The 23,733-nt window shown below is 41.0% G+C and carries 23 protein-coding genes and 2 pseudogenes; 22 read left to right on the top strand and 3 right to left on the bottom strand.

The features are described from left to right. The first annotated feature begins 102 nt into the window (after positions 1 to 102). Positions 103 to 1,365, top strand: a complete 1,263-nt coding sequence (locus tag HH215_RS08975) for a TerD family protein (protein WP_169279587.1) — start codon at positions 103 to 105, stop codon at positions 1,363 to 1,365. Between the two features lie 74 nt (positions 1,366 to 1,439). On the opposite strand, the gene HH215_RS08970 is transcribed toward HH215_RS08975, so the two are convergent. Further along, a complete protein-coding gene (locus HH215_RS08970; protein WP_169279586.1) occupies positions 1,440 to 2,690 on the bottom strand; it encodes an MFS transporter in 1,251 nt (416 codons plus the stop codon). Positions 2,691 to 2,926: 236 nt separating this feature from the next. Here HH215_RS08970 and HH215_RS08965 point away from each other — a divergent pair, with 236 nt between their 5' ends. Continuing rightward, the gene (locus HH215_RS08965) at positions 2,927 to 3,448 is read left to right on the top strand and encodes a DUF4362 domain-containing protein (RefSeq protein WP_169279585.1); all 522 of its coding nucleotides are present in this window, start codon (positions 2,927 to 2,929) and stop codon (positions 3,446 to 3,448) included. Positions 3,449 to 3,798: 350 nt separating this feature from the next. Here HH215_RS08965 and HH215_RS08960 read toward each other — a convergent pair whose 3' ends face one another. Further along, on the bottom strand, positions 3,799 to 4,047 hold the full coding sequence (locus HH215_RS08960; RefSeq protein ID WP_169279584.1) for a hypothetical protein: 249 nt from the start codon (positions 4,045 to 4,047) through the stop codon (positions 3,799 to 3,801). 520 nt (positions 4,048 to 4,567) lie between these two features. Continuing rightward, the gene (locus tag HH215_RS08955) at positions 4,568 to 4,849 is read right to left on the bottom strand and encodes a hypothetical protein (RefSeq protein ID WP_169279583.1); all 282 of its coding nucleotides are present in this window, start codon (positions 4,847 to 4,849) and stop codon (positions 4,568 to 4,570) included. Positions 4,850 to 5,337: 488 nt separating this feature from the next. Between HH215_RS08955 and HH215_RS08950 the strand changes: the two genes are divergently transcribed. The 20 genes and pseudogenes from HH215_RS08950 to HH215_RS08855 all read left to right on the top strand — a co-directional run bounded on the left by HH215_RS08950 (position 5,338) and on the right by HH215_RS08855 (position 23,711). Continuing rightward, a complete protein-coding gene (locus tag HH215_RS08950) occupies positions 5,338 to 5,976 on the top strand; it encodes a P-loop NTPase family protein (RefSeq protein WP_169279582.1) in 639 nt (212 codons plus the stop codon). Between the two features lie 354 nt (positions 5,977 to 6,330). Beyond that, on the top strand, positions 6,331 to 6,867 hold the full coding sequence (locus HH215_RS08945) for a hypothetical protein (RefSeq protein ID WP_169279581.1): 537 nt from the start codon (positions 6,331 to 6,333) through the stop codon (positions 6,865 to 6,867). Positions 6,868 to 7,123: 256 nt separating this feature from the next. Beyond that, the gene (locus HH215_RS08940; RefSeq protein ID WP_169279580.1) at positions 7,124 to 7,675 is read left to right on the top strand and encodes a hypothetical protein; all 552 of its coding nucleotides are present in this window, start codon (positions 7,124 to 7,126) and stop codon (positions 7,673 to 7,675) included. Between the two features lie 605 nt (positions 7,676 to 8,280). Continuing rightward, the gene (locus HH215_RS08935; protein WP_169279579.1) at positions 8,281 to 8,421 is read left to right on the top strand and encodes a hypothetical protein; all 141 of its coding nucleotides are present in this window, start codon (positions 8,281 to 8,283) and stop codon (positions 8,419 to 8,421) included. 861 nt (positions 8,422 to 9,282) lie between these two features. Beyond that, positions 9,283 to 9,996 carry a class I SAM-dependent methyltransferase gene (locus HH215_RS08930; protein WP_169279578.1) on the top strand — a complete coding sequence of 238 codons (714 nt, stop codon included), beginning with the start codon at positions 9,283 to 9,285 and terminating at the stop codon, positions 9,994 to 9,996. 222 nt (positions 9,997 to 10,218) lie between these two features. Further along, positions 10,219 to 10,862 (top strand): annotated as a pseudogene (locus HH215_RS08925) (creatininase family protein). Between the two features lie 243 nt (positions 10,863 to 11,105). Continuing rightward, on the top strand, positions 11,106 to 11,522 hold the full coding sequence (locus tag HH215_RS08920; protein ID WP_256376736.1) for an NUDIX hydrolase: 417 nt from the start codon (positions 11,106 to 11,108) through the stop codon (positions 11,520 to 11,522). Between the two features lie 171 nt (positions 11,523 to 11,693). After that, the gene (locus HH215_RS08915) at positions 11,694 to 12,785 is read left to right on the top strand and encodes a hypothetical protein (protein WP_169279576.1); all 1,092 of its coding nucleotides are present in this window, start codon (positions 11,694 to 11,696) and stop codon (positions 12,783 to 12,785) included. Positions 12,786 to 13,112: 327 nt separating this feature from the next. Beyond that, a complete protein-coding gene (locus HH215_RS08910) occupies positions 13,113 to 13,337 on the top strand; it encodes a hypothetical protein (RefSeq protein WP_169279575.1) in 225 nt (74 codons plus the stop codon). Next, positions 13,321 to 13,590: a type II toxin-antitoxin system RelE family toxin gene (locus tag HH215_RS08905; protein WP_169279574.1), complete on the top strand. Its 270-nt coding sequence runs from the start codon at positions 13,321 to 13,323 to the stop codon at positions 13,588 to 13,590. The genes HH215_RS08910 and HH215_RS08905 overlap by 17 nt, the downstream gene beginning before the upstream one ends. A gap of 561 nt (positions 13,591 to 14,151) precedes the next feature. Further along, positions 14,152 to 14,337 carry a hypothetical protein gene (locus HH215_RS08900; protein WP_169279573.1) on the top strand — a complete coding sequence of 62 codons (186 nt, stop codon included), beginning with the start codon at positions 14,152 to 14,154 and terminating at the stop codon, positions 14,335 to 14,337. Beyond that, a complete protein-coding gene (locus HH215_RS08895; RefSeq protein WP_169279572.1) occupies positions 14,319 to 14,534 on the top strand; it encodes a type II toxin-antitoxin system RelE/ParE family toxin in 216 nt (71 codons plus the stop codon). Before HH215_RS08900 ends, HH215_RS08895 begins: the two co-directional genes overlap by 19 nt. Before the next feature lie 575 nt (positions 14,535 to 15,109). Further along, a pseudogene (locus HH215_RS08890) lies at positions 15,110 to 16,259 on the top strand (IS3 family transposase). A gap of 768 nt (positions 16,260 to 17,027) precedes the next feature. Continuing rightward, positions 17,028 to 17,285, top strand: coding sequence for a hypothetical protein (locus HH215_RS08885; protein WP_169279571.1), 258 nt, complete (start codon positions 17,028 to 17,030; stop codon positions 17,283 to 17,285). Positions 17,286 to 18,819: 1,534 nt separating this feature from the next. After that, the gene (locus HH215_RS08880; RefSeq protein ID WP_375140494.1) at positions 18,820 to 19,371 is read left to right on the top strand and encodes a nucleoside/nucleotide kinase family protein; all 552 of its coding nucleotides are present in this window, start codon (positions 18,820 to 18,822) and stop codon (positions 19,369 to 19,371) included. A gap of 263 nt (positions 19,372 to 19,634) precedes the next feature. After that, positions 19,635 to 20,156, top strand: a complete 522-nt coding sequence (locus tag HH215_RS08875; protein ID WP_169279569.1) for a 2'-5' RNA ligase family protein — start codon at positions 19,635 to 19,637, stop codon at positions 20,154 to 20,156. A 244-nt stretch (positions 20,157 to 20,400) separates the two neighbouring features. After that, positions 20,401 to 20,904: an NUDIX domain-containing protein gene (locus HH215_RS08870; protein ID WP_169279568.1), complete on the top strand. Its 504-nt coding sequence runs from the start codon at positions 20,401 to 20,403 to the stop codon at positions 20,902 to 20,904. A 319-nt stretch (positions 20,905 to 21,223) separates the two neighbouring features. Further along, positions 21,224 to 21,628 (top strand): RidA family protein, encoded by a 405-nt coding sequence (locus tag HH215_RS08865; RefSeq protein WP_169279567.1) that lies wholly within the window; start codon positions 21,224 to 21,226, stop codon positions 21,626 to 21,628. A gap of 625 nt (positions 21,629 to 22,253) precedes the next feature. Then, complete coding sequence (locus tag HH215_RS08860; RefSeq protein WP_169279566.1) at positions 22,254 to 22,475, top strand: helix-turn-helix domain-containing protein; 222 nt, start codon at positions 22,254 to 22,256, stop codon at positions 22,473 to 22,475. Between the two features lie 357 nt (positions 22,476 to 22,832). Then, entirely contained in the window at positions 22,833 to 23,711 is an 879-nt protein-coding gene (locus tag HH215_RS08855; RefSeq protein ID WP_169279565.1) for an AraC family transcriptional regulator, read from the top strand. Positions 23,712 to 23,733 lie beyond the last annotated feature (22 nt).

Here is a 23,733-nt window from a genome sequence, read left to right as displayed (position 1 = left end):
AAAATCGGAGTCTTTCGTGTACGTTGGATGCGGATCGTTCCTTTTTAATTCATGATATAATCTGGTAACGGAGTAACAATTAGCCGAAAAAGGGGGGCGAGCTTGGTGATATCAAAAGGACAAAAAGTAGAGCTAACAAAAGGTAGAACCTTAAAAGTGATCTCGATTGAATTAAACTGGAAAACGACGGACCCGGAGATCGATATCAACGCTTCCGCATTCCTCTTAGGCGTTAACGGAATTTGCGCACGGGATGAGGACTTTATTTTCTACGGTCAACAGGAGAGCCGGAAAAGAGCCGTCGTTCATTCTCAACAGTCGGGCAGCGTTCGGGAGGAGATTCGGATTACCGTATCCGATATTCCGAACGATATTGAGAGGATTGCCATCACATTAACGATTCACGACGGCGAGATCATCTCGAAGTCTTTTGGTCAAGTCTCTCATGCGGTGTGTACGATTGCCGATCATGGCAGCGGCGAAGAGATAGGCCGATTCAATTTCGGGGAAGGGCTCCATCAGGAGACTGCGATCGTGGTCGGCGAATTGTATTTACATAAAGGCGAGTGGAAATTTAATGCCGTTGGAAGCGGATTTATCGGCGGCCTGCCAAAATTGGTGACGAACTTCGGTCTCGAACTCGACGATGATGAGGCAGCCGCCACCGCGGAAATCGTTGAAGAATCGGTCGAAGGACCTGTCTCGATACCGGTCGAGAAACCAAGTGTGAAACCAGACTCGGAATCACTGGTAGCTAAGCCTGCGGAGACTCTGTCCCAAACACCAGTGGAGAAAATTCCCTCCGTGCAGTTGAGCAAGGTGAATTTAGAGAAAAAAGGAAGCGTGAATATTAAGAAGTCGGGGAAAGTGACGGCGAGACTGGAATGGGAATCCTCGAAGGATTTAGATCTCTATTGTTTCTACGTGACTAAGAACAATGAATTAGGGAAAATCTACTATCGTAATCTGGGATCGCCTCAAAAATCTCCGTTCATTCAGCTAGACGGGGATTCTAAAGGCAAGGGACAGGAAACGATTACGATCCATCGTACTGAAGAACTGAAGTATGTTTTATTTGCGGCTTACAGCGCTATTAGCAATGGGATCGGGAGTTTCTATTCCATGAAGGCGCGCGCGGTAGTCGATAATCATCAGGGTCAGCAAGTCGTGTCGTCCTTATACGAGAAAAATAACTACGCGTATTGGGTGGCCATTGCGCATATCGATTTCACCTCTGCATCGGAAATGAAGGTCAGCCATGTTGAGCAATATTCCAAGCGATTCACCGAGAAAAGCCCTCTTCTCTACGCAGACGGATCTTTCAAAATGAATGTTGGCAAGGCAGAGTTTAAGGGGTTCAGTTGATTCGAAGTACGGGTATTCAGATGAAATAGAAGAGACCGTCAGGGGAGCCTGATGGTCTCTTTACGATAAACAAGTTAAGTTTCAAGTCTTTTGTTCGATAAGACGATGGCAATAGCGATCAGACCGAGGGAGGACCCGAAGAGAAAGCCGGCTTTTAGGCCGCCGAACGCGTTTAATCCTCCAGCGATGTAGGGTCCGAGGAACATGCCCAGCGAGTAAACCGATTGATACAATCCCATCGCCGTCGCCCGTTCTTCCGGCACGAAATGCCGAATGGCCAAGCTGAGCAGAAGCGGGAAGTACATCGCTTGGGCAATGCCGTTCAGCGCTTGAGTCGCTGCCAGCCAGCCGAGGTTGGGGCTGAACGGAATCGCCGCGGTGAAGATTGCGGCCAGCAAGAAGCCGACGATGACGACCCGGCGCGTGCCGAAGCGGGGAGCGAGATATCGCCCCGTCCATAGCGAGACGAGCGCGTGCGGGACCATGAAGGCGACGACGATGCCGGTGAGCTGGGCTTCGCTGGCGCCAAGCTCGACCGCTTGAAGCGGCGTGAATCCGAACATCGTGATGAACAGGATTCCGTGCGCTAGGACGGAGAGGACGGATACCGTCCAGAGCAAGGGTGAGCGAAGAACGCGGGAGACGATGGCCCGATCGACTCGTCGTATGTGTTTCTGCTCCGGAGGAGTGGTCGCTTGGTCTGTCGTCGGTTTCGGCCGCTGATCCGGCTCGAACACAAAAAAAGCGACGAGCGTTCCGAGCGCGGCAACGAATATGCCGCAAGTAAAAGCGTAGTTCCAGCCGCCGACCGAAGCCAGCCAGCCGCTCGCGCTCATGCCGATCAATTGGCCGGACACGGTGAGGAAACTCAGCGTTCCCATCGCTTGATGAGTTTGGTTCGTTGGGTAATAAGAGGCATACAATACCGAAAATGGCACCCAGGCCGCGGCGCATATCCCCGCCATTAAACGCCCGGCAAGCGGTCCGCCCCACGTTCCAGGCAGCATGAAGAAGACGCAGCTGATCAGTCCCGCCAGCATTCCCGCGATGAGGAACGGCTTGCGTTTGGACATGACGTCCGAATACATGCCTAGAGGCAACCGGGTAATGACCTGAGTGAGGCCGTAGCTGCCAAGTATAAATCCGATCCAGCCCATCGAGAGTCCGCGGTCCTGCAGATAAGGGCTCAGGATTGGTACGTAAATATATAACGTCGTCCAATACAAGATCGTCGCCGCGGCGAAGATCAAGTGCCGTGTTCGGACGGACGGTTCGGTTTGTCGCCGCGCATGGGCATGTCGCAACTCGGGTGTCGGATGGTGCATCGTCGTAGAAGTCCTCCTGGATAAGCCGTTATTTTCACGTTGTGTGAGTAGTCAGGTGATGAGAAGTTTCTACTATACTGTAACGGATCGGGAGGGGATTGGGAAGATAGATCGTGGGAGCAGGCAGGGCGGGGGTTTATTTTATTTTCCAGAAGTTAGAATGTTTTGGTAAAATGGGAGGGTGCGAAGGGGAGCGGGAAGGCACGGCTTAATCGGGAATGAGGAAGTGGACCGAATTGAAAAAGCGAATGCGAAAAGGGTTAATTGGATGGATGATCGTTTCATTAATATTGTCGTCATGCAATTCTCAATCTAAATCTGAACCGACGAAACTTGAATCCTCTCACTCTGACTTGTCTTACGGCGAAGCGACGAATCAAGGTTATGTCGTTGCGGGGCCGGCGGGATTAGCGAATGTGGCTAAATTAGAGGCGTTCTTCGAGGACTATAGGAGTAAGAGAAAAAGTAGCGTTATGATCGTTCGATATACCGATGAGGGGGACCCCATCTACGTGGATTTGGACTTCGACGGGGAAAACATCGAGTACACTTACGATAATTCCTGGGATGGATTCGGCGGACAAGATAAAGGAGTAAGGAAAACCAGTTGCAAAGAAATGGGGCAGAGAATCGGACCTCGAGGAGACATGACGGGCACGGAATATTACCTGAGCTCTTGCGAAGATAATATTGGATATAGCGATGTGGAGAAAAAAGAGTATTTTATATTGTTTGTGAGCAGCGATGCGGAAACATGAATTGATGGCAAATGCTTGAAGGCGGGATGAGGTTAATAAATTGAATGTAACAACTTCGACCTTAACATTCGGTATTGTTCCATTTGTAATTGGGGTTCTTGCGGTTATTGGCCAAAGCAAATTTTATAAGCAATCTGTGGAAAAATTGAAGGAGGAAAATAAGAAGTTTAAGGCAATGTATGAGAGTGAAAATAGGAATGAATGATGGAGGAGAAAATAGTGAAGAGGGGAAATAGTGCGGGAGAAAATTAGTTCTAGGACAAAAGAAAAACCGCCCATTGTATTGAGCGGTCAATCCCGAACTATTGTTCATGCTAACTTATGGTCAAATGTCCGTCGAATGTATGGGTTCACGCGGCTTGATCGGTTGCTTCCCGATTTTCCTGATTTATCTCGCTAGCAGGTTCGTCGTCCGCGATTTTATAGTATTTTTCGTAGATGATAACCGGGACGATCAAACATAAACCCACGAATACTAAGCAGAAGGCGAAGAACCCAGAAATGCTTGATATGTCGATAATCAGCTGATTGCCTTCCGAGGCCAATTTGGCAACACTTTCGCCGGTAGGGGGCAGGTTAGACATCATTTCGATCTTCATTGATGTTTCCTCCAATTTGGGTTGATTTGTTGGGAATCGGAGTCGCCGGATAGAGATAGAATCGCAATAGATTTATGACCTGCAACTCCGCTATTATTCGGTTGCTTTCAACAACAGTGAATGATGTTCTTTCTGATTTCTATATTAAAACGGTAGACGGAGATTGGATGTGATGGAAATCACAAAGTATTAAAATCATATGATTAACAGAACTTGGAGAAGGTTAAAAGTAACAAAGGTTATGCCGGATGATCACTAGACTGTATTATCGTTGGATGATGCTTTCGTGTAGATTGGATAGCCCCGAAGGAGTGAAAATGTACGAATAGTACAGCTTTAAGCTTTCGACTTAGTGAAGGACGATAATACGTAGTAAACTAAAAGAGCTCACGTAATCGCGTGGGCTCTTTTAGTTGAATCGGTAATAGCTCGGTTACTTCGGTTTTCGGACTATTTCGTTCAACGCAAATGAACAACCCCGCTTGCCATGTGGCTGGGCGGGGTTAGATATGATAAAAACTTATAACTTAAATCCTTCAAGTTTACTCATGTTAGCTTTTGAGTTTCCCATTCTAGATGCAGGTTCACCATTTTTCTTTGCTTCATGTTCAAGGTTGCGAAGCCGACTTGAAATATCCATCAAATACTCGACCATCATACCTAATGCATACAATACGATAGCTGTTACAATTCCACTTACCCACCACGAAATTGCTAAGCCCCACCTGAATCCCGATTCGTAATATCTACCCACCAATTCACGCATTACCTCGTCAGCTTGATTCGCTTGAATAATGCCCATAATTATGGCTGCTAGGGCAGTGACGTACGCCAAACCTTTTAAGAGTTTATCCACAAAATCACCGGAAACGATCCTCATCGGTTGAGGGATTTGCTAGAGTTACCAGACGACAATATTATACATGAGAAGCTCTTATTTTGGCGATATGTGGAAGAAAAGATTGGCAGAATGATAAATTCTAAAATGGACTTATTGGAAATTTCTATGAGCAACCGTTTGTAATTATCCGACAAATTTAGCCAAAAATAAACCTATAATCTGGTATAATATTCCTGTGCCTGCGTTTAAAAAATCGGGAGCCGCCCCTCGGTCTGAAGCGGGGCGAGGCATTTCAGCAGCAAAGAAGCAGAGCCAGTCGGACATATCCGCACCACCTAGCCGCATCGCGACCAGTCACTTCGTGACCTTAAGGTGGTGGGAAGTCGTGAACACGGAAACGTTATAGGAAATCAACGCAAAGCCAATAGATCATACAGGGAGTAGTTTCTGTGAAGACAAAATTAATAATAATTGATGGCATACCTGGGTCGGGCAAGTCAACGACCGGAAGCTTTATAAGTGAAAGATTGAATGAGTCAAAGATCCCTAATAGATTTTATCACGAACTAGAAGACAACCATCCATTGAGAATTTACGACAAGCAGTTTAATTCTTTTACTATTCTAGAAGAAGCAGAATGGTTCGCTGCAAAGGTCGAGCAACTCTTTAGTGATTTTATTAATGATAAATTAGATCGAGAAGAAATCACAATTATGGAGAGCTATGTATTTCAAGACACAATTGGATTTGCTTTTAACATGCAAATGGAAGAACAAAGATTGTTGGATCTGACAAAGAAAATACAATCTATTTTAAGTCGGCTTGATCCCGTTCTAATCTATTTTTACCAAGTGAATGTAGAACAAAATTGGAGATGGATTTGTGAGATTCGTGGACCTGAATTCACTCAAGGTGTATGTGGAATTCATACAGATAACGATTTTGTAGAAGCCGGGAAGTTCTGGACTATAAATCAGGATTTTGTATTCAAAATCGTTCAGGAATGGGATATTTCAAAGCTAATAATAAGAAATGAGAATTACAAATGGGATGAATATAAAGACAGAATAATTGATTTTCTGGGGTGAACTCGAAGAAGGCGCTGACATCCTATAACACCATATTCACGCATCGGGGCATTCGCCCCTCGGTCCGGCAGAAGTTGGAGAGGATTCGATGGAAGTGAACTCAAACACAGGGAAGCAGAAGCAGCCGGACACATCCAACTCCCTAACCGCATCGCGGCCGCCCCGTTGGGGCTTAAGGGAGTTGGACGTCGTGAATACAAGAACGTTAGATGAAATGGCTGAAAGTTCTTAAAATACATTAATAATGAGCGTATCAATAATACTTTCATCAAATTCCAATTACATTATTTAGAAGGTAAATGGAATTTTATGTCGAAATTATTTCTATCTTGCAATATGGAGGGTTATATTTTTATGATTAAGGGACAGTTTCTTGTTCAACTTAAACAAGATCTTTTGATTAGTATTCCGAATGCCGTAAAGCGTATTAAACTTGATGAGGGAGATAAAGTTTGTTATATCGCACTATATGGTTCTGATGACGAACCCGTCATTGGATTGATACAATTAGGGGTAGAATCCTACCGAAAGCAGATGATTGAAGAAGAAGGTACTGATGACAAGTGGCTTTTATGGAATTTTGGAGAAATGCCAGTTAATTATCAAATCGGTCTAGAGTCGGAAGATCCAAATTTCCCAGAAAAGCAGAATACACTTATTGAAATATTTGGTGGACAAGAAGAATATGAAGAGTGGTGGGAAGTATCACAAAATCTTCGATTCGAAATAGCATATGAATTAAATAACTATGACTGGAGTGGAATAATACCTACTTCAGATGATTTTGTAATTTATTCGTCCTGGGAAGCTATTGATGTAATCAATGGTGATTTGACTCGCAGTATACCAAAAAATAAATACGAATTACTTGAATCAATGGGACTAATATAACTACAAAGTTTATTTGATAAAACCGCAAATTGCGGTTTTAATTTTTTCATTAATGTGTAGTCAGTGAAGTCAGCCACATCATCTAACAGCATATTCGCGCTGCGGGCCATTTGGCCCTTGATCTGCCCGGAGAGATTTCGAGGAAGCCGAGTCAGTCAGATACATCCATTCCCCTAAGATAAGAGCTATCTAAGGGAAATGGACGTCGTGAATACACGAACGTTATGCGCAATTACTGCAGAGCTTAAAGATCAATATGAAAGAAGTGATTCTTATCTGCAATTATTTTTTTGAAATTGCTGATATTTGTAAAAAAATATGTTTAGATCTACGACCAAGCTCTATTATTGATTCTAACAAATTCGAAAATTTGTATTCATTATTTTCAAGATATAAGAATGATCTGTTATCAAATAAATTAGTAAGAGCAGATTTTGTTTGGATTCTTTTTTATACATCAAATTCAATGATTGTTCAATGTAACTACTCAAAACATAATAGGCAATTACTTGAGGAATGGGAAAAGTATAATCAGGCATTATTGAGTTTACAAGAAGAATATAATCCAGAAGAAGTTGATGATAAATGGATTGAATCAAATATTATTTATGAAGACGGACGAGCAATTACAAGTGATTTCTTTACTTTTTTAAGGTATCAATATAGCCTACTAAATCAATCTGAACTGATGACAAATCCTAACAAATTTACTGAAATAGGTTCATTATTTAAGTCAGAAGATAATAATTTAAGAGACTATTGGAAATTATCTAGAAAAGTACAAAATCGTCTTATTTCAAATAAATAGTTAAGTATTTCAAGTAGGCAGTAACAGCGTATAACACAATATTCGCGCTGCGGGCCATTCGGCCCTTGATCTGCCAGGAGAGTTTTCGAGGAAGTGAATTCAGGCAGATACATCCATTCCCCTAAGATGAGCGAAAAATTTAATCAAATCCAGGTGCATAAAATGAAAATCATTATTTGAGGCTGAACACTACAGGATCGGTATGTTTATAAGCTGTCCCTTATGTAGCATAGAAACCGAAGTGACTGTTCATAAGTACAGTCAAAACTCGGGATATGAAATAACATTTAATGATTTAAAGAGAGCATTGAAAATGAAAAAGAAAGATTAGAAATATTACCACTGATTGAAAGGTGGTATAGCAATAAATTAGTATTAGAAGTTAACCAATATGTCTTTTTAAGTAAAAAAGAAAAGGAAAGCATTGAAGAAATACATTTAAGAATAAAGACGAATAAAGAAAATCAATACACTATCTATCAAAAACTAATGAATATATGGAGATGAATGTAGATTCATAGAAGGAGGATCCTTCGTCTAACACCATATTCACGCATCGAGCCATTCGGCTCTCGGTCCGGTAGAAGTTAGAAGTGGATTCTAAGATGCAATTGGCAGTAGCAGAGAAGCGGAATCAGCCGGACACATCCGCACTGTCTAACTGCGCAAGCGCAGCCGGTTCCTGCGGAACCTTAAGCCAGTGGGACGTCGTGAATACGGAAACGTTATCCGAAACCTCCGAGTGACTATTCTGATTGTAGATGCTTGAGGAAAAGATCGGTTACAATCAGCTCATCAAGCACTTGTATTCTTGGTATGTGATACTCATTAATGAAATAAACTTACAATACTTGATTAAGAAATCTACAATCCAATTTTGGAGGGGAGGAACTACGCGAATGGAAACGTTGGGAAGAGGGTGTCTCTGGCTTATTCTTGGTTCCATAGGATTGTTGGGTCTCGCCTTTATCACAGAAAGTACGATCAACATTCCATGGTTCATCTTTATCCCAATTGTGATACTTGTCTTCTGGATGGCATCGAAGAAAAGTAAAAAATGAATAGATGGAATCATAGGTTTGTAAATTAGCTAATTGATTGAAGCGTGTATTACTCGTGACACGATTTCTACAAATCGGACAGAGACAGAATCGTAAACCGTGTATATGTAAATAAGTGATGATAAACGCTCTGATATGGATTACAATTCCATTTAAGGGCTATTTTTATTTAAATGAAAACTCAAAACTCACGAAGATCAAAAACTCGAAGAGATCAAGATAATCATGATGATTTAGGGAGTCATGAAGAGTTCAAAGAATTATATTAAGAACTCATATGTAAGCAAATTCAGGAAGACAGAGGCATCGGATAACATTATATTCACGCATCGGCAGTCAAGCTGCCTCGGTCCGGACTGAAGTAAGAAGTGGAATCGATGTTGTAATTTCAGCAGCAGTAAAGCAGAATCAGCCGGACACATCCGCACCGACTAACCGCATCGCGGCCGGCGACTTCGTCGCCTTAAGTCGGTGTGACGTCGTGAACACACAAACGTTAGCTGAAACCACCCAAGTGCGAATAAACTATATAAGATAAGGTGATCTATGAATAAATTTATTCAAGCTCGCACAGAAGAGATCAAATACCACGAATCTTTTTACCTAGAGAGTACGCTCTTTGAACCTGGAACTTGGTTAGCTAGGCCAGTCAAGATCGTATTGAAAATGCTAGACTTACTGAATAACCCAAATATACGAATACTTGATCTTGGTTGTGGAGTAGGTAGAAATAGCATTCCAATAGCTCAGATAGTAAAGAATCTTAATGGAATGATTACTTGTGTTGATTTGATCCCAACTGCAATAGATTTATTGATTGAAAATTCTAGGAAGTATAATGTTCAAGATCAGATCATTGCGGAAGTTGCTGATGCAGAAGAGTACTTAATAACCCCTAGAGAATTTGATTACATAGTCGCTTGTTCTTGTTTAGAACATGTATCTTCAGTGGAAGCATTAAAGATGGTAGTAAATCGGATGATTACAGGAACAAAAGACAACGGAATAAATGCAATATTAATGAGTACTGAAGTAAAGGAAATAGATATTGAAACTCAAGAAACTGCTGACGGGTTAATAGAACTTAATTTAGAAACAGACAGAACAATATTACTACTAGAGAATCTATATCATGGTTGGGAGATCCTTTATAAGAGCTATCTACCTCAATCTATGAAAGAAAAGAAATATGATAAGGAAATAGAATTCAAAAGCAATTGGATCACGTTTGTAGCTCGAAGAAGGGGTGGCATCAGCTAACACCATATTCACGCATCGGGCCATTCGGCCCTCGGTCCGACAGAAGTTGAAGAGGATTCGATCGGAGTGAACTCAGAACAGGGAAGTGGGAACAGCCGGACACATCCAACTCCCTAACCGCATCCCGGCCGCCCTTCTGGCTTAAGGTAGTTGGACATCGTGAATACAAGAACGTTATCCGAAATTCCTGAGACCATAAAAAGACAAGGATGAGATTCTTTTATGTTGAACTATACGAATACAACCAAAGAATTATCAGAAAGCGGTATTGATACCGCTATTATTTCTGTAGGTGCAACCGAACAATTTGGTCCATATTTGCCCATGCACTTGGATACTGTAATAGCTGAACTCTATGCCGAAGAATATGGCAAGCATTAAATGCTTATGTATTACCCACTTTACCGTTTAATACCTCTGAGGAACATGCGAATTTTAAAGGGACAGTAACAATTAGCCCGAACCAAATAACATTATTATTAGAAGAGATTGTGACTGGACTAATACGACAAGGATTTAAAAAGTTTGTTTTATGTTCAGGACATGGTGGTTCCTATTGGGAAGGATCTTTTATCAAACATATTAACTATAAATATCCAGAAATTATATTGATTCATCCAAATCATAATGGAGATGCTTGGCAGACAGCTATTCAAGCCTCAGGACTGGAAGGGCTAAATGAAATGCACGGCGGGTTATTGTCTGTATGTACAGCAATGTGGTTATGTCCAGATAAAGTGAAGTTACTTTCAATGGGTTCTCAAATTCCTACAGAAAACAGAAAATATGCTGATTTTATGGGCTGGGATAAGCTTACAACAGATGGATGTTGGGGAGTTTTGATCCAGATGGTTATTCGCCGGTAGAATTAGCGCGTAAAGGACAGATTTTTTGGAATACATTCATAACGAAGAAAGCTGAAGGAATTAAAGAAATATTAGAAGATGCATATAAGAGAAAGGTTTCATTTCGGGGTAACTCATAGAGGTCAGGAACTTCGGATAACACCATATTCACGCATCGGGGCATTCGCCCCTCGGTCCGGCAGAAGTTGAAGTGGACTCGATAGGCGTGAACTCAGATACAGGAAGCGGAAGCAGCCGGACACAATAGGCGGAGTTCACTGCATTCCACTCCTTGATAATGGTAACTTGATGATGGTCTGGGATCGAGAAGAGAAAGTACTCACAACAATTGGTGGGAGATTAGAACAGAACGAAACAATAGAAGATGGATTAGATAGAGAAGTGATGGAAGAAGCAGGAATTGAATTAACTGAAATTAGAGTGCCCTTCGCTAGCTGGTTTTGGAAGGAATCTAACGGATACACTATTTATTTCTTAACACTTGTAAAAAGGATTTGTGAAATACCAAAAGGATATGAAAAGACTGGATATGTAATAATGAATTTTGAAACCGCTTTAGATATGATAAAGAATATTGAAGGCAGAGAAGAAAGAATAGAAATTATCAGAAGAGCAGGGATATTGTCGGGCAATCTCAAGGATGAGGGCAACAGCAGATAACACCATATTCACGCTGCGGGCCATGCGGCCCTTGATCTGCCAGGAGTGATTTCGATGAGGTAATTCAGGCAGATACATCCATTCCCCTAAGATAGGAGCTATCTAAGGGGAATGGACGTCGCGAATACATGAACGTTATCGGAAATCCAAGCAATTAGGAGGAAGCAATTCATGGTAGAGAATGTATTTATTCTAGGTGCTGGTGCATCTTTTGAATCTGGAGCACCATTAATGAATAATTTCCTTGATATATCCGAGGAATTGTTAATGACAAATGTACTAAATGAAAAAAGAGAAGCATTTCAAGAAGTTTTCTCTATCATATCTGATTTGCAGATTATTCATTCAAAATCTTATTTAAAATTGGACAATATTGAAACGCTTTTCGGAGCTATTGAAATGGCTCGAATTATCAATAGACTTGGCACGAGGACGGGCAATGAAATTGAAGTTGCTAGAGAATCACTTATCAAATTGATTGTTAAAACCCTTGAAAAAACAATAAAGTTACCAGCATCGGATAAGCATATAAGACCGACAAAATCATATCTAGAATTTGCTAATCTAATAAACGATCTACAAGCTTCAAATTCAAATAACAGTACTTCTTCAATAATTTCATTTAATTATGATGTTGCTTTGGATTTTGCTTTACATTACACGAGTCAGAGTCCAGATTATTGCTTGTCTCACTCTAATGACAGAAGTCGACTCCATTATTTAAAATTGCATGGATCAATTAATTGGGGTAGATGCAAACATTGTAAAGAAGTACTTCCTTATAACTTTAATGATTATTTTAGAAAGTACAATTGGAGTCGGTTATTAGGTGAAGTAAAGAATGTATTACTTACTCCAAGTGAACATTTACACGACTTAAGTCATTGTAACGAATCTGTAGAAAATATTCCTGTAATTGTCCCTCCAACTTGGAACAAAACAGATTATCAAGGCACTCTTACAAATGTCTGGACCCAAGCGGCAGAGGACTTAAGTACTGCTAGAAATATATTTGTAATTGGTTACTCTCTTCCAGAATCCGATGCCTTTTTTAGATATTTATTTGCATTAGGAACAGCTGGCAAGTCGAGAATAAAACGATTTATGGTATTTGATCCGAATAACACAGGGGAAATTAAAGGACGTTATGAAACCTTAATTGGCAGAGGAATATATGATAGGTTTGAATACCGTGAAATGAAATTTTCAGAAGCAACCCCATTTATTAGAAATATTCTAAATGTAAAGGAAAATAAATATTGAGTTTATCAATGAAGGCTGGGACATCCGATAACAATATGTTCACGCATCGGCGGACAAGCCGCCTTGATCCCGGGAGATAAGTCGAAGAAGCAATCGCCGGGACACATCCATTCACCCAACCGCATCGCGGCCGGCCGAGATCGTGCTAGTCGCAGGACTCTTGCAGCTTAAGGTGAATGGACGTCGTGAACACGGAAACGTTATAAGAAATTGGTGCAAGATCGATTTCTACGAGTAACTCGAGATGAAGTATAAAAACACTAAAATCTGGAGCATCCTTATATATTGGCGTATAATAAGAATGATAATTCAAAGGGGGTACAAGTCATGAGTGTCCCAAATGATGAGCTTGAGCAAATTTTAGATCATTTGAATGATAAGAATAAAGTTGTAGCGAAGAGCTTTTTGTCCTGGTTACTGGAAAAACAAATAGATGAAGAAGATGACTATTTAACACCTGAAGATATCCAGGCTATTGAACAAGGACAACTTGATCTTCAAAGCGGCAGGACTAAATCATTGGAGGACTTACAACGTGAGCTCGAAATATAGGGTAATCTTTTCGGGTGAAGCAGAGAAGTCACTAAAGAATCTAGAGAAAGATACTATTAGAAGAATTTTTAATGCACTTCAACAATTGAGTGAGAAGCCATACGAAAACCCACATACTAAGAAGATGAAAGGTAAGGAAGGCAATTATTATAGACTTCGTGTGGGGAGTTACCGAGTTATCTATGAAATCAAAAACAATGAATTAATCATATATGTAGTACGCCTAGGTCCAAGAGGAGACATATATAAATGACAACTAGAGTAAGTCCCTGACATTATAGTTAGGGACATTTTTTATAGTTGTGGAGTATTTCAGAGAAGACGCCAACATCTTATAACACCATATTCACGCTTTGGGCCATTCGGCCCTCGGTCCGGCAGGAGTTAGATGTGGATTCAGAGATGTAATGTCCCTAACCGCGTCGCGGCCGCCCTTCGGGCTTAAGGGAGTTGGACGTCGTGAATACAAGAACAACTATGTGAGCCATGCATGCAGTCAATAGAAGATGAAATAGATATAACAGAAATAGTGTACTAATCGAGAGATTTTAATAGCTTATTCAAGATGGCAGATACTTCTGATAACACCGTATTCACGCATCGGGCCATTCGGCCCTCGGTCCACAGAGGCATTTCGAGGAAGATTATTCAACGGACACACCCGCACCACCCAACCGCGTCGCGGCCAGTCGCTTCGCTCCTTTAGGGTGGTGGGACGTCGTGAATACAAGAACGTTATCTGAAAGAGCGAAGCTTATTTGAAATTCATCAAACCAAAACCCTTATGATATAATGTAGCTGAGGTGATGCTAACATGTTAAAAGATGATGTAAAACAAATGATTGATAAACTTCCTGAGAACTGTTCAATTGAAGACATCCAGTATACATTGTATGTCAGATCCAAAATTGAAAAAGGACAGAAGGACATTGATGAAGGCAATTTACTATCCCATGACGAGGTTAAAGCGAGGATGGATAAATGGCTGAACAAACAATAATATGGACCGTAACGGCGTATAAAGATTTACAAAACATTGTAGAATATATTTCTCAGGATTCCATGTATTATGCCTTAGCATTTTATGATGATGTAATGGATAAAGCACAGACACTAAATGATTTCCCGCATCGAGGACGTGTAGTTCCAGAAATGGACGATCCTGAGGTGCGGGAAATTTTTATACATCGGTATTGATTGATTTATCAAATACATAATGATCGGATAATCATAAAGACCATAATACATGGAGCAAGAAATTGTCTTAATGAATAAAGGCGAATTGTGGGTTTAACAGGAGCTCCTTCAGATAACACCATATTCACGCTTAGGGCCACTCGGCCCTCGGTCCGCCCGAGGCATTTTCATGGGAGCATAATCAGCTGGACACATCCGCACCATCTAACCCCATCGCGACCGGTCACTTCGTGACCTTAAGGTGGTGGGAAGTCGTGAACACGGAAACGTTATAGGAAATCAACGCAAAGCCAATAGATCATACAGGGAGTAGTTTCTGTGAAGACAAAATTAATAATAATTGATGGCATACCTGGGTCGGGCAAGTCAACGACCGGAAGCTTTATAAGTGAAAGATTGAATGAGTCAAAGATCCCTAATAGATTTTATCACGAACTAGAAGACAACCATCCATTGAGAATTTACGACTAGCAGTTTAATTCTTTTACTATTCTAGAAGAAGCAGAATGGAGTTAGAGTGAATAGTAGACACAGATTATACTAGATTCAATAACTGAGCGGAGGACACTGTGTCTATGAAACAGATCAAGCATGATGAAGCGTACAAAAAGCAAACAGTTAAATATATAAAGGAGTGGGAAGTCGGTAGCAGAGATCGGTCGGGAACTTAAGATTAATGCAAATACTTTGTATGGCTGGGAGAAAAGGTATGGCGGTGAGCCAGAAATCGTTGCTATACAAGCGCTAGTCCCAGAAGATCAGAGAATAAAAGAGATGCAAAAATATATTCGTGATCTCCAAGAGGAGAATGAAATCCTAAAAAAGGCGATGCACTTCTTCGCGAAAGACCGTCGGTAAAATATACGTTCATCCACGAACACCGCTCCGAGTACCGACTGGAGAAGATGTGCCGCATAATGGAAGTATCTCGTAGCGGCTATTACAAATGGTTAGGACGCCCTGAGAGTGAACGTGAGCGTCAGCACAAGGAATGGACGGACCAAGTCAAGGAAGTGTACGACCAGAATAGGCAGCTATACGGAAGCCCTAAAATTACCGAACGATTGCATCAACAAGGTGTCAACATCTCTCGTCGTACCTTCACCCGTATCATGAAGGAGAATGGAATCCGTTCCAAGACCGTAAAGAAATACAAGGCAACAACCAACTCCAAGCATTCCCTACCGGTTCAAGAAAACGTAATGAACAGGGAGTTTGCTGCAAGTAAACCGAATGCGAAGTGGGTGACTGATATCACGTATGTCTCCACCGATGAGGGTTGGCTTTATTTGGCGAGCGTAATGGACTTGTACTCGCGTAAGATTGTCGGTTGGCACATGAGTGAACGGATGACGTAAGAGCTTGTGCTACAGGCTCTAAGGCAAGCCCATGGCCGTCAACAGCCAGGCGCAGGATTGCTGCATCACTCGGATCGCGGAAGCCAGTACGCATCCCATGATTACCAGAAGCAACTCAAGATTTATGAGATGACTGGTAGCATGAGTCGCAAGGGAAACTGTTACGACAACGCTTGCATCGAGTCGTTTCACAGCGTATTGAAGAAGGAACTAATTTACCTCAATAAATACCAAACACGCGAAGAAGCGAAAAAGAGTATCTTTGAATACATCGAAGTTTTTTTACAACAATCAACGTATCCATTCTACGATAGGGTACCACACGCCTTCTGATTACGAACGTATGTACCCTGGTCAAGCTGTATAGGAAGAAAATCTGTGTCTACTATCTTGACAGAGGTCCAAATTAAAGAGTCCAACATATTTCGACGATTTTGGAGGAACAGCATATTTTTATAGTGGATTAATAGTAAATTTCATTAATGACAAATATGGGGTGAAAATATTAAACGAAATTATCAGAAAACCTGAAGAATTTGAACAGATATTGAATGAATCTATCGAGGAATTTTATAACGAATGGATTACAACTTTGAAGTGAAATGTGAGTTTTTCAGAGAAGGCGCTGACATCCTATAACACCATATTCACGCTTCGGGACGGCTTTTCCGCCCCCTGGTCTGGACCGATGAAGAAGAGCCGAGGGTAATTCAGCCGGACACACCTGAACCACCTAACCGCATCGCGGCCAGTCGCTTTGCTCCTTTAAGGTGGTGAGGCGTCGTGAATACACGAACGTTATAAGAAACTGGCGCAAATATTAAATTCATGGAGTGCTCAATATGTGTAATAAATGCGAAGATATCTCAACAACAATTGAAATTAATCATCCATACGAATATTTTAATATTGTTTCGCAAATAAAAACGTTTATTCAAGATAGTGTACTTATCTTAGTAGATTCAAATTGTGATCTTGAACAGATACAAAAAGGAAAATCACTCCCAGATGATGTTCTAGTTCACAAGTTTGAATGTACAAACTGTTTAAGATTGTTTGAACTCAGCGTTGAAACATATCATGGAAGTGGTGGGACATGGAAGCCTATAATTTCTAAGTAAAAGGATTGATACATGTGAGTTGGAGCACCTATTTATTTAAGGAAATAGAAAATGATGAAGAGGTAATCTATTACTTCTCTCCTAATAAGAATGACTTGAAAGAAAACATGGGAAAAATAAGACTAGATAAAACAGCCGAGATGATTTCAGAATTAAAACCTTATTCAGGTGATAATGGGCCCTATGGATTTTATATAAAGCAAGCCGGATACTGCCTTGCGAAATGTTTCAAAAATGGTGAGTACCCTGAAACTGTTTCAAGATACATATGATAATGGAATCTGCAGGTATCTCGAGAAGGCGCCAACATCTTATAACACCATATTCACGCATCGGGACGACTCCGTCGTCCCTCGGTCCGGCAGGAGTCTGATGTATTTCGAAGAGGCACTTCAGTATTCGGAGAAGCAGAAACAGCCGGACACATCCGCACCACCTAACCGCATCGCGGCCTCCCCTGGTGGGGCTTAAGGTGGTGGGACGTCGTGAATACAAGAACGTTAGACGAAATTCCTGAGAGCATTACAGAATTCAATCAAACACATTATTTTTCGACTCTTTCTCCGTTTGAGAAGGAGTTTTTTTTCTATATACAGAATTTGTAAAACGTAGGGGTAAAGATTATGGTTTGAATATTAACAATATCCTAGAAGAAGTCGCGAATTCCAGCGACGGAGCGCTTGATAATAAATATTGTGGATTAAACCTTAATAGAGAAGGTGAGATCTTGATGTTCCTTTACATTTTGTTTTTATTTCTAATGATCGTAGGATTAGGGACCATTCATTACACGCTAAAGATACAGGTAAAGAATGATGAAAGAATAATAAATCGATTGGATTTAATCATTAAAGAACTAAGTATTCTCAATAGCAAGGAAAGGGACAAAGAACACTAGTGAGTGTATATCAAGAAGCCAGGAACTTCGTCTAACACCATATTCACACATCGGGGCATTCACCCCTCGGTCCGGACCGAAGTTGGAGAAGATTCGCTAGAAGAAATTTCAGTAGGCAGGGAAGCAGAATCAGCCGGACACATCCAACTCCCTAACCGCATCGCGGCCGCCCTTCGGGCTTAAGGGAGTTGGACGTCGTGAATACAAAACGTTATCCGAAACCTCCGAGTTCGAACCCCAATTTTGAAAGGTGTGATTAAGTTTGAAAAATAATCATTCTAGTTTCGTTTATATTTGGATTGTAATTTTGATCATAGAACTTTTTTGGTTTTTCGGAATAATTAATAGAGTTCATGATCAAGAGGAAGTGCTCTTTATCATGACTGTAGTGTTTGTCACCTTGATAGTTGGAGCAGTATTACTTTTACATTCGGTTCTAACATCAAAAAAGAAATATTAAATTACTCGCTTCACATGCGTGGATTTGGGGGCACCATACGGTGCTGCGGCGCTCTTTTATTTAATTCAGATAAAGAAATAACCGAATGCCAACAGAATGAGAATGGGATACAATTCCAGATAAGAGCTTGATTTAAGAGCTTGATTTAAGGGCTTGATTTAATAGATTTAAGAATGATTTGTGAGTAAAGCGAAGAAGTCGGAGGCATCGGATAACACCATATTCACGCATCGGGCCATTCGGCCCTCGGTCCGGCAGGAGTCAGAAGAGGATTCAATTTTCAGTAGCAAGGAAGCGGAAGCAGCCGGACACATCCTACCACCTAACCGCATCGCGGCCAGTCGCTTCGCTCCTTTAAGGTGGTAGGACGTCGTGAATACAAGAACGTTATGCGAAACTCTTGAAGTGCCACAACATATTGTTTAACTCTTTTTGGAGGATGTATATTATGAGTTCTGCTAAGAAACCTACGATAATTTCAATTTCCTCCGTTTCTGGGGGAGGAAAAACAACCATAACTAATTTGTTGAAAGAGAAATTAGTAAGTGCAACAGCACTTTACTTTGATGATTATGATTTTGAGGAAAGTCCAAATGATATATGTGATTGGGTAGATCGCGGAGCAAATTATAATGAATGGAATCTTAGTCCTTTCACTCGAGATGTCATATCCCTTTTAGAGAATAAAGACTTGAAATATGTATTGCTTGATTATCCTTTTTCTTATCTCAATATAAGCATGCGGGAATATTTAGATTTCACGATATACGTTGATACACCGCTTGATATTGCAATGGCAAGAAGATTAATCAGAGATTTTAAAGACAATCCAAATGACATTCAGAATGACTTAGAACAATATTTAATAAAGGCAAGAACAGCATATTTAGAGATGGTAAGATCAGTGAAACCTGATTCAGATTTTGTTATAGATGGAACACTTACAACATTAGAAATTGTTGAAAGAATAAAAGGACAACTAATAATGAAGAATTTGTAAGTCATTGCAAGGGAGTTAAGAGCTTCGCATAACACAATATTCACGCTTCGGGCCATTCGGCCTCGGTCCGGACAGGAGTTAGAAGTTGATTAGAGGAGGCATGTTCAGCAGCGGGGAAGTAGGATCTGCCGGTCACATCCAACTCCCTAACCGCGTCGCAGCCGTCCTTATGGCTTAAGGGAGTTGGACGTCGTGAATACACGAACTTTATCCGAAATTCCCCAAAAGCATTTAATAACATATTTTATAGAAGGGGTAATCTAATGATTCATAGATGCATTATGATCTTCACTCATTTTACTAATCAAGAAATGATCGAGAAGATTCGAAAAATCTACGATCCCCTATATGGTTATGTTGACCCACATATTACCCTAGTATTTCCTTTCAAAAGTTCAATTGCAACATGTGAACTAGAGGGACATATTAGGAAATCGATAAGACATATAAAGCAATTCAAATTGACGCTTCAAGGAATAACGATAGAAAAAGGAAATTATTTGTTCTTAAATATCACGAAAGGAACGGAGAGTCTGGTAGAACTACATAAACAACTTTATACAGAAATTTTAAGTGATTATTACCCTGATTTCTTGAAGACAACAAATTACAAGCCTCATTTAACTCTCGGAAGAACGAAAGACTTAAACGAATTAGATGAAGCATATAAAAATTGTAAAAGCCTAGTGGAATCTTTTTCTGAGAGAATAACTGAAGTAACAGTTGAAATAATAGATGAGAATGAAAAATCAGAAATTGAAATGACAATAGAACTGTGTAAGTAATTCGAGAAGAGGGGAACATCCGATAACACCATATTCACGCATCGGGCCATTCGGCCCTCGGTCCGACAGAAGTTGAAGAGGATTCGATCGGAGTGAACTCAGAACAGGGAAGTGGGAACAGCCGGACACATCCAACTCCCTAACCGCATCTCGGCCGCCCTTCGGGCTTAAGGGAGCTGGACGTCGTGAATACAAGAACGTTATGTGAAATCCCAGCAAGTTTATTAAAAACTAGTGGAAAGAAGTGTTTGCTCTGAACATTAGAACTGCGGCTCGAGCTGTAATAATCAAAGACGAAGAGTTACTCGTTTTGAGAAGAACTGGTGTTCAAGGAGCATTTTATGTTCTTCCAGGTGGAGGACAGAATCATGGGGAAAGCATTATTGAAACCCTGAAAAGAGAAGTAAAAGAAGAAGTTGATTTAGAAGTCATTTGGAATGAACTCATATTTATTAATGAATTTATAGCTAGAAGGGACTCGAAATTTTTTGAATTGGAACCACAAATACACCAAATAGATTTTACATTTCACTGCACGGTAAACCACGATCGAATTGCTTTAGTAGGTCAGACTCCAGATTTACATCAAGTAGGAATTGCATGGATACCAATAAATGAAATTATCGATTATGTAGTGCATCCAAAAGATGATCTTAATTTTATAATGGGAGCTCCGACTAGAGATGCTTTAACAGAATGGATAATGAATAGAAGTATATATAAAACGCCTAGATTAATTGAAGGTTAAGCTTCGAAGGCTGGGACATCACATAACACCATATTCACGCTTCGGGGCATTCGCCTCTCGGTCCGGCCGTAGTTAGAAGTGGATTCGGGGAGGCGATTGGCAGCAGCAGGGAAGCAGAATCAGCCGGACACATCCAACTCCCTAACCGCATCGCGGCCGCCCTCTGGGCTTAAGGGAGTTGGACGTCGCGAATACATGAACGTTATCGGAAATCAATGCAATATAGAGTAATCCAAATGGATTAATTCTTATAATACAAAGTCTTCAGTATTTTATTAAAAACGTAAAAATACAAAATGACAAATGGGTGGTAATAAAAATGGTCAAAATATCTTTGATACGTTTAACCAATCTAGCTTCCGTAGATTATGCTTATGCTTCATGTATTCCTTCGGGTATGGATATATTTTTTATGGCAGGAGCTTGCCCGCTTAATAAAGAAGGAATTGTATTGGGCATTAATAATTATGAGTTTCAAGCAAAACTCTGTGTGGAAAACTTAGTTGAAGCATTAAGGGGATTTGGCGCCTCGCTCAAAGACATTACGTATACCAGAGTCCTTGTTGCGTCCTCCAGTCGAGCTGACTTAGTATCCGCATGGAGAGCGATAAGAGAGGAATTTGGCGAAAATGATGTTCCAAGTACGCTATTAGGAGTTACAGTGTTAGGGTATGAAAAACAGCTTGTGGAAATCGAAGCAGTTGTAGCATTAGAGAAAAAGTAATAATTATTTAATACGCAACAAATGGGGGGCATTGATTTCCGATAACATCGTATTCATGCATCGCAGCCTGATGGCTGCTCGGTCCGCCCGGGGCATTTCGAGGGAGTGGATATAGGCGGACAACCCTGCGAGGCTAAGTGGCGAAGCCACCCGGCGACTTCGTCGCCTTAAGCCTCTCGGGTTCGTGAATACATAAGACGTTATTCGACAAGCTCAAAAAGAAAAGAGCGTTAAAAGCTCTTAAATTCGAGACATATGTAGTTCTTCGAATAGACATATGGCATCCTTGAAACCTTGTAGATATATTTTACTTTCGAGTAATGTTTGTTTGGAGCTTAGTAGAGGAAAAGGGCATGTTGGAGGTTGTCGGGTAGGGATTCTCGGATTATGTTATAGTTTTGTATAGATTCATTTGAAAATAGTATAAAATCAGAATCTGTAGTTGTAAGGTCGCCGTGTAATAGTTTTAAACGAGTACGAACTAGCGGATCAATTATTATCTCTAATGAATTTCGCAAGATTTAGACCTTGTATGATTTATATTTACAAAGTAAATATTTTTGAGTAAATAAAGATTGTTCAATATAATTAAAGAAACATTTAACTACTTTATGAGGAGTTCGCGATGATCAGTTATAAACCATTACTAAAATTGCTGATAGATAGGGAAATAAAGAAGCAGGATTTATTGAAAATGACTGGGATTTCTTCTGCAACAATGGCAAAGTTAAACACAAATGAATATGTTTCTTTAGAAGTAATTGATAAAATTTGTTCAGCACTAAATTGTCAACCTGGTGATTTGTTGGAGTATATTCCTGAACGAATGAAGGAAGAAAGAACCTAAAAGAAAGTAAAGATGTGTGGGGAAATTCAAAGAAGGACCCGTCGGCCTACGGGATGTTTAGTGAATAATTTATTTGAAAGTTTAATGAACACCACATATGGCGCATCGATGGAGACACTATTTTGGACGATTCTTGCCAGATCTTCAGCAATTTGTTCAGGGCTTGAATCTATTTGCGAAGAATCATACGGAAGTTGCAATTCAAGTAAAGCGGGCTTTCATTCGATCTCGAGTGAAGGCCCGTATTTTATGCCGCCCCGATTGACAATAAAAAATCGCCATTTTATGATGAGGTTAATTTCACGTTCCATGTGCAAGAGTATGCTGTAGCCAAAAAAAGATCGGGGGGCGCAGGATATGATCCATTTTGACGGCAAGAAATTTCATTACGACACTAGGTACTGGGATCATCCACAGCAGTATACCTCTATCAGTCTTTACCAAATCGGGGACTTGAGCTGTCTCGGCGGATTTGAAGTCGGCAACCATATTCAGCCTTGTTACGAGATCAGTTATATTTTGTCCGGTAAAGGCGACTTTTACGTAGATGGTAAGCGCTTCCCCGTCGAGAAGGGCGATCTCTTCCTCTGCCTGCCGGATCAGTGCCACAATTTGATCGCGGATAACGAAGACCCGTTCCGCTACTTGTACTTGGCTTTTTATTTCAATTCAAACCTTGGGATGGACAACCCGTACCCGAACATTCAGAAGACGCTAGATCAGGTGACGTGCCCCCGCGTGAAGGACGCGTTTTCGATCGAGTTGTCTTTTACCGCGCTGCTTAAGGAGCTGCATTACCCAACGGATTTTTCCCAGCAGATGCTGGAAACATATATGACGCAAATTATTATTTTGACGCACCGTAATTTCCAGAAGTCCGATACGGTTATGCGCAAGCCGCATACGACCGACCAATTCGGCAACGAAACGGTGTATTCGGTCCTCTCTTACATTGAAAACCAAATCTACGACATTACAAGTCTGACGGAAATCGCGGATCGGCTCAACTACAGCTACTCCCATCTGTCCTACATTTTCTCGAACGAGATCGGCATGTCGTTGCAGACTTATTATAATCAGAAGCGAATCGATACGGCCGAGCGGCTGCTGCGCGAAACGACGTTGTCTATTAACGATATCGCGTTAAAGCTGCGGTACCAGTCTATTCATTCCTTCAGCAAGGCATTCAAAAAGGTAACAGGAATGGCGCCGAGCCAGTACCGAATGATCGGTTGACAGCACACGCACCGGCCAGCTT

The sequence above is a fragment of the Cohnella herbarum genome (assembly GCF_012849095.1).
Taxonomy (GTDB): domain Bacteria; phylum Bacillota; class Bacilli; order Paenibacillales; family Paenibacillaceae; genus Cohnella; species Cohnella herbarum.
The sequence above is the reverse complement of the archived record's forward strand: the minus strand, read 5'-3'. Positions and strand labels throughout refer to the sequence as shown.

Bases quoted from the DNA above. Each gene is read 5' to 3' on its own strand.
- HH215_RS08910 (WP_169279575.1), top strand. From the start codon at position 13,113: ATGAGTGTCCCAAATGATGAGCTTGAGCAAATTTTAGATCATTTGAAT.
- HH215_RS08900 (WP_169279573.1), top strand. From the start codon at position 14,152: ATGTTAAAAGATGATGTAAAACAAATGATTGATAAACTTCCTGAGAAC.
- HH215_RS08865 (WP_169279567.1), top strand. From the start codon at position 21,224: ATGGTCAAAATATCTTTGATACGTTTAACCAATCTAGCTTCCGTAGAT.
- HH215_RS08915 (WP_169279576.1), top strand. From the start codon at position 11,694: ATGGTAGAGAATGTATTTATTCTAGGTGCTGGTGCATCTTTTGAATCT.
- HH215_RS08930 (WP_169279578.1), top strand. From the start codon at position 9,283: ATGAATAAATTTATTCAAGCTCGCACAGAAGAGATCAAATACCACGAA.
- HH215_RS08945 (WP_169279581.1), top strand. From the start codon at position 6,331: ATGATTAAGGGACAGTTTCTTGTTCAACTTAAACAAGATCTTTTGATT.
- HH215_RS08860 (WP_169279566.1), top strand. From the start codon at position 22,254: ATGATCAGTTATAAACCATTACTAAAATTGCTGATAGATAGGGAAATA.
- HH215_RS08955 (WP_169279583.1), bottom strand. From the start codon at position 4,849: ATGGGCATTATTCAAGCGAATCAAGCTGACGAGGTAATGCGTGAATTG.
- HH215_RS08935 (WP_169279579.1), top strand. From the start codon at position 8,281: ATGCAATTGGCAGTAGCAGAGAAGCGGAATCAGCCGGACACATCCGCA.
- HH215_RS08895 (WP_169279572.1), top strand. From the start codon at position 14,319: ATGGCTGAACAAACAATAATATGGACCGTAACGGCGTATAAAGATTTA.
- HH215_RS08875 (WP_169279569.1), top strand. From the start codon at position 19,635: ATGATTCATAGATGCATTATGATCTTCACTCATTTTACTAATCAAGAA.
- HH215_RS08970 (WP_169279586.1), bottom strand. From the start codon at position 2,690: ATGCACCATCCGACACCCGAGTTGCGACATGCCCATGCGCGGCGACAA.
- HH215_RS08960 (WP_169279584.1), bottom strand. From the start codon at position 4,047: ATGAAGATCGAAATGATGTCTAACCTGCCCCCTACCGGCGAAAGTGTT.
- HH215_RS08940 (WP_169279580.1), top strand. From the start codon at position 7,124: ATGAAAGAAGTGATTCTTATCTGCAATTATTTTTTTGAAATTGCTGAT.
- HH215_RS08855 (WP_169279565.1), top strand. From the start codon at position 22,833: ATGATCCATTTTGACGGCAAGAAATTTCATTACGACACTAGGTACTGG.
- HH215_RS08880 (WP_375140494.1), top strand. From the start codon at position 18,820: ATGAGTTCTGCTAAGAAACCTACGATAATTTCAATTTCCTCCGTTTCT.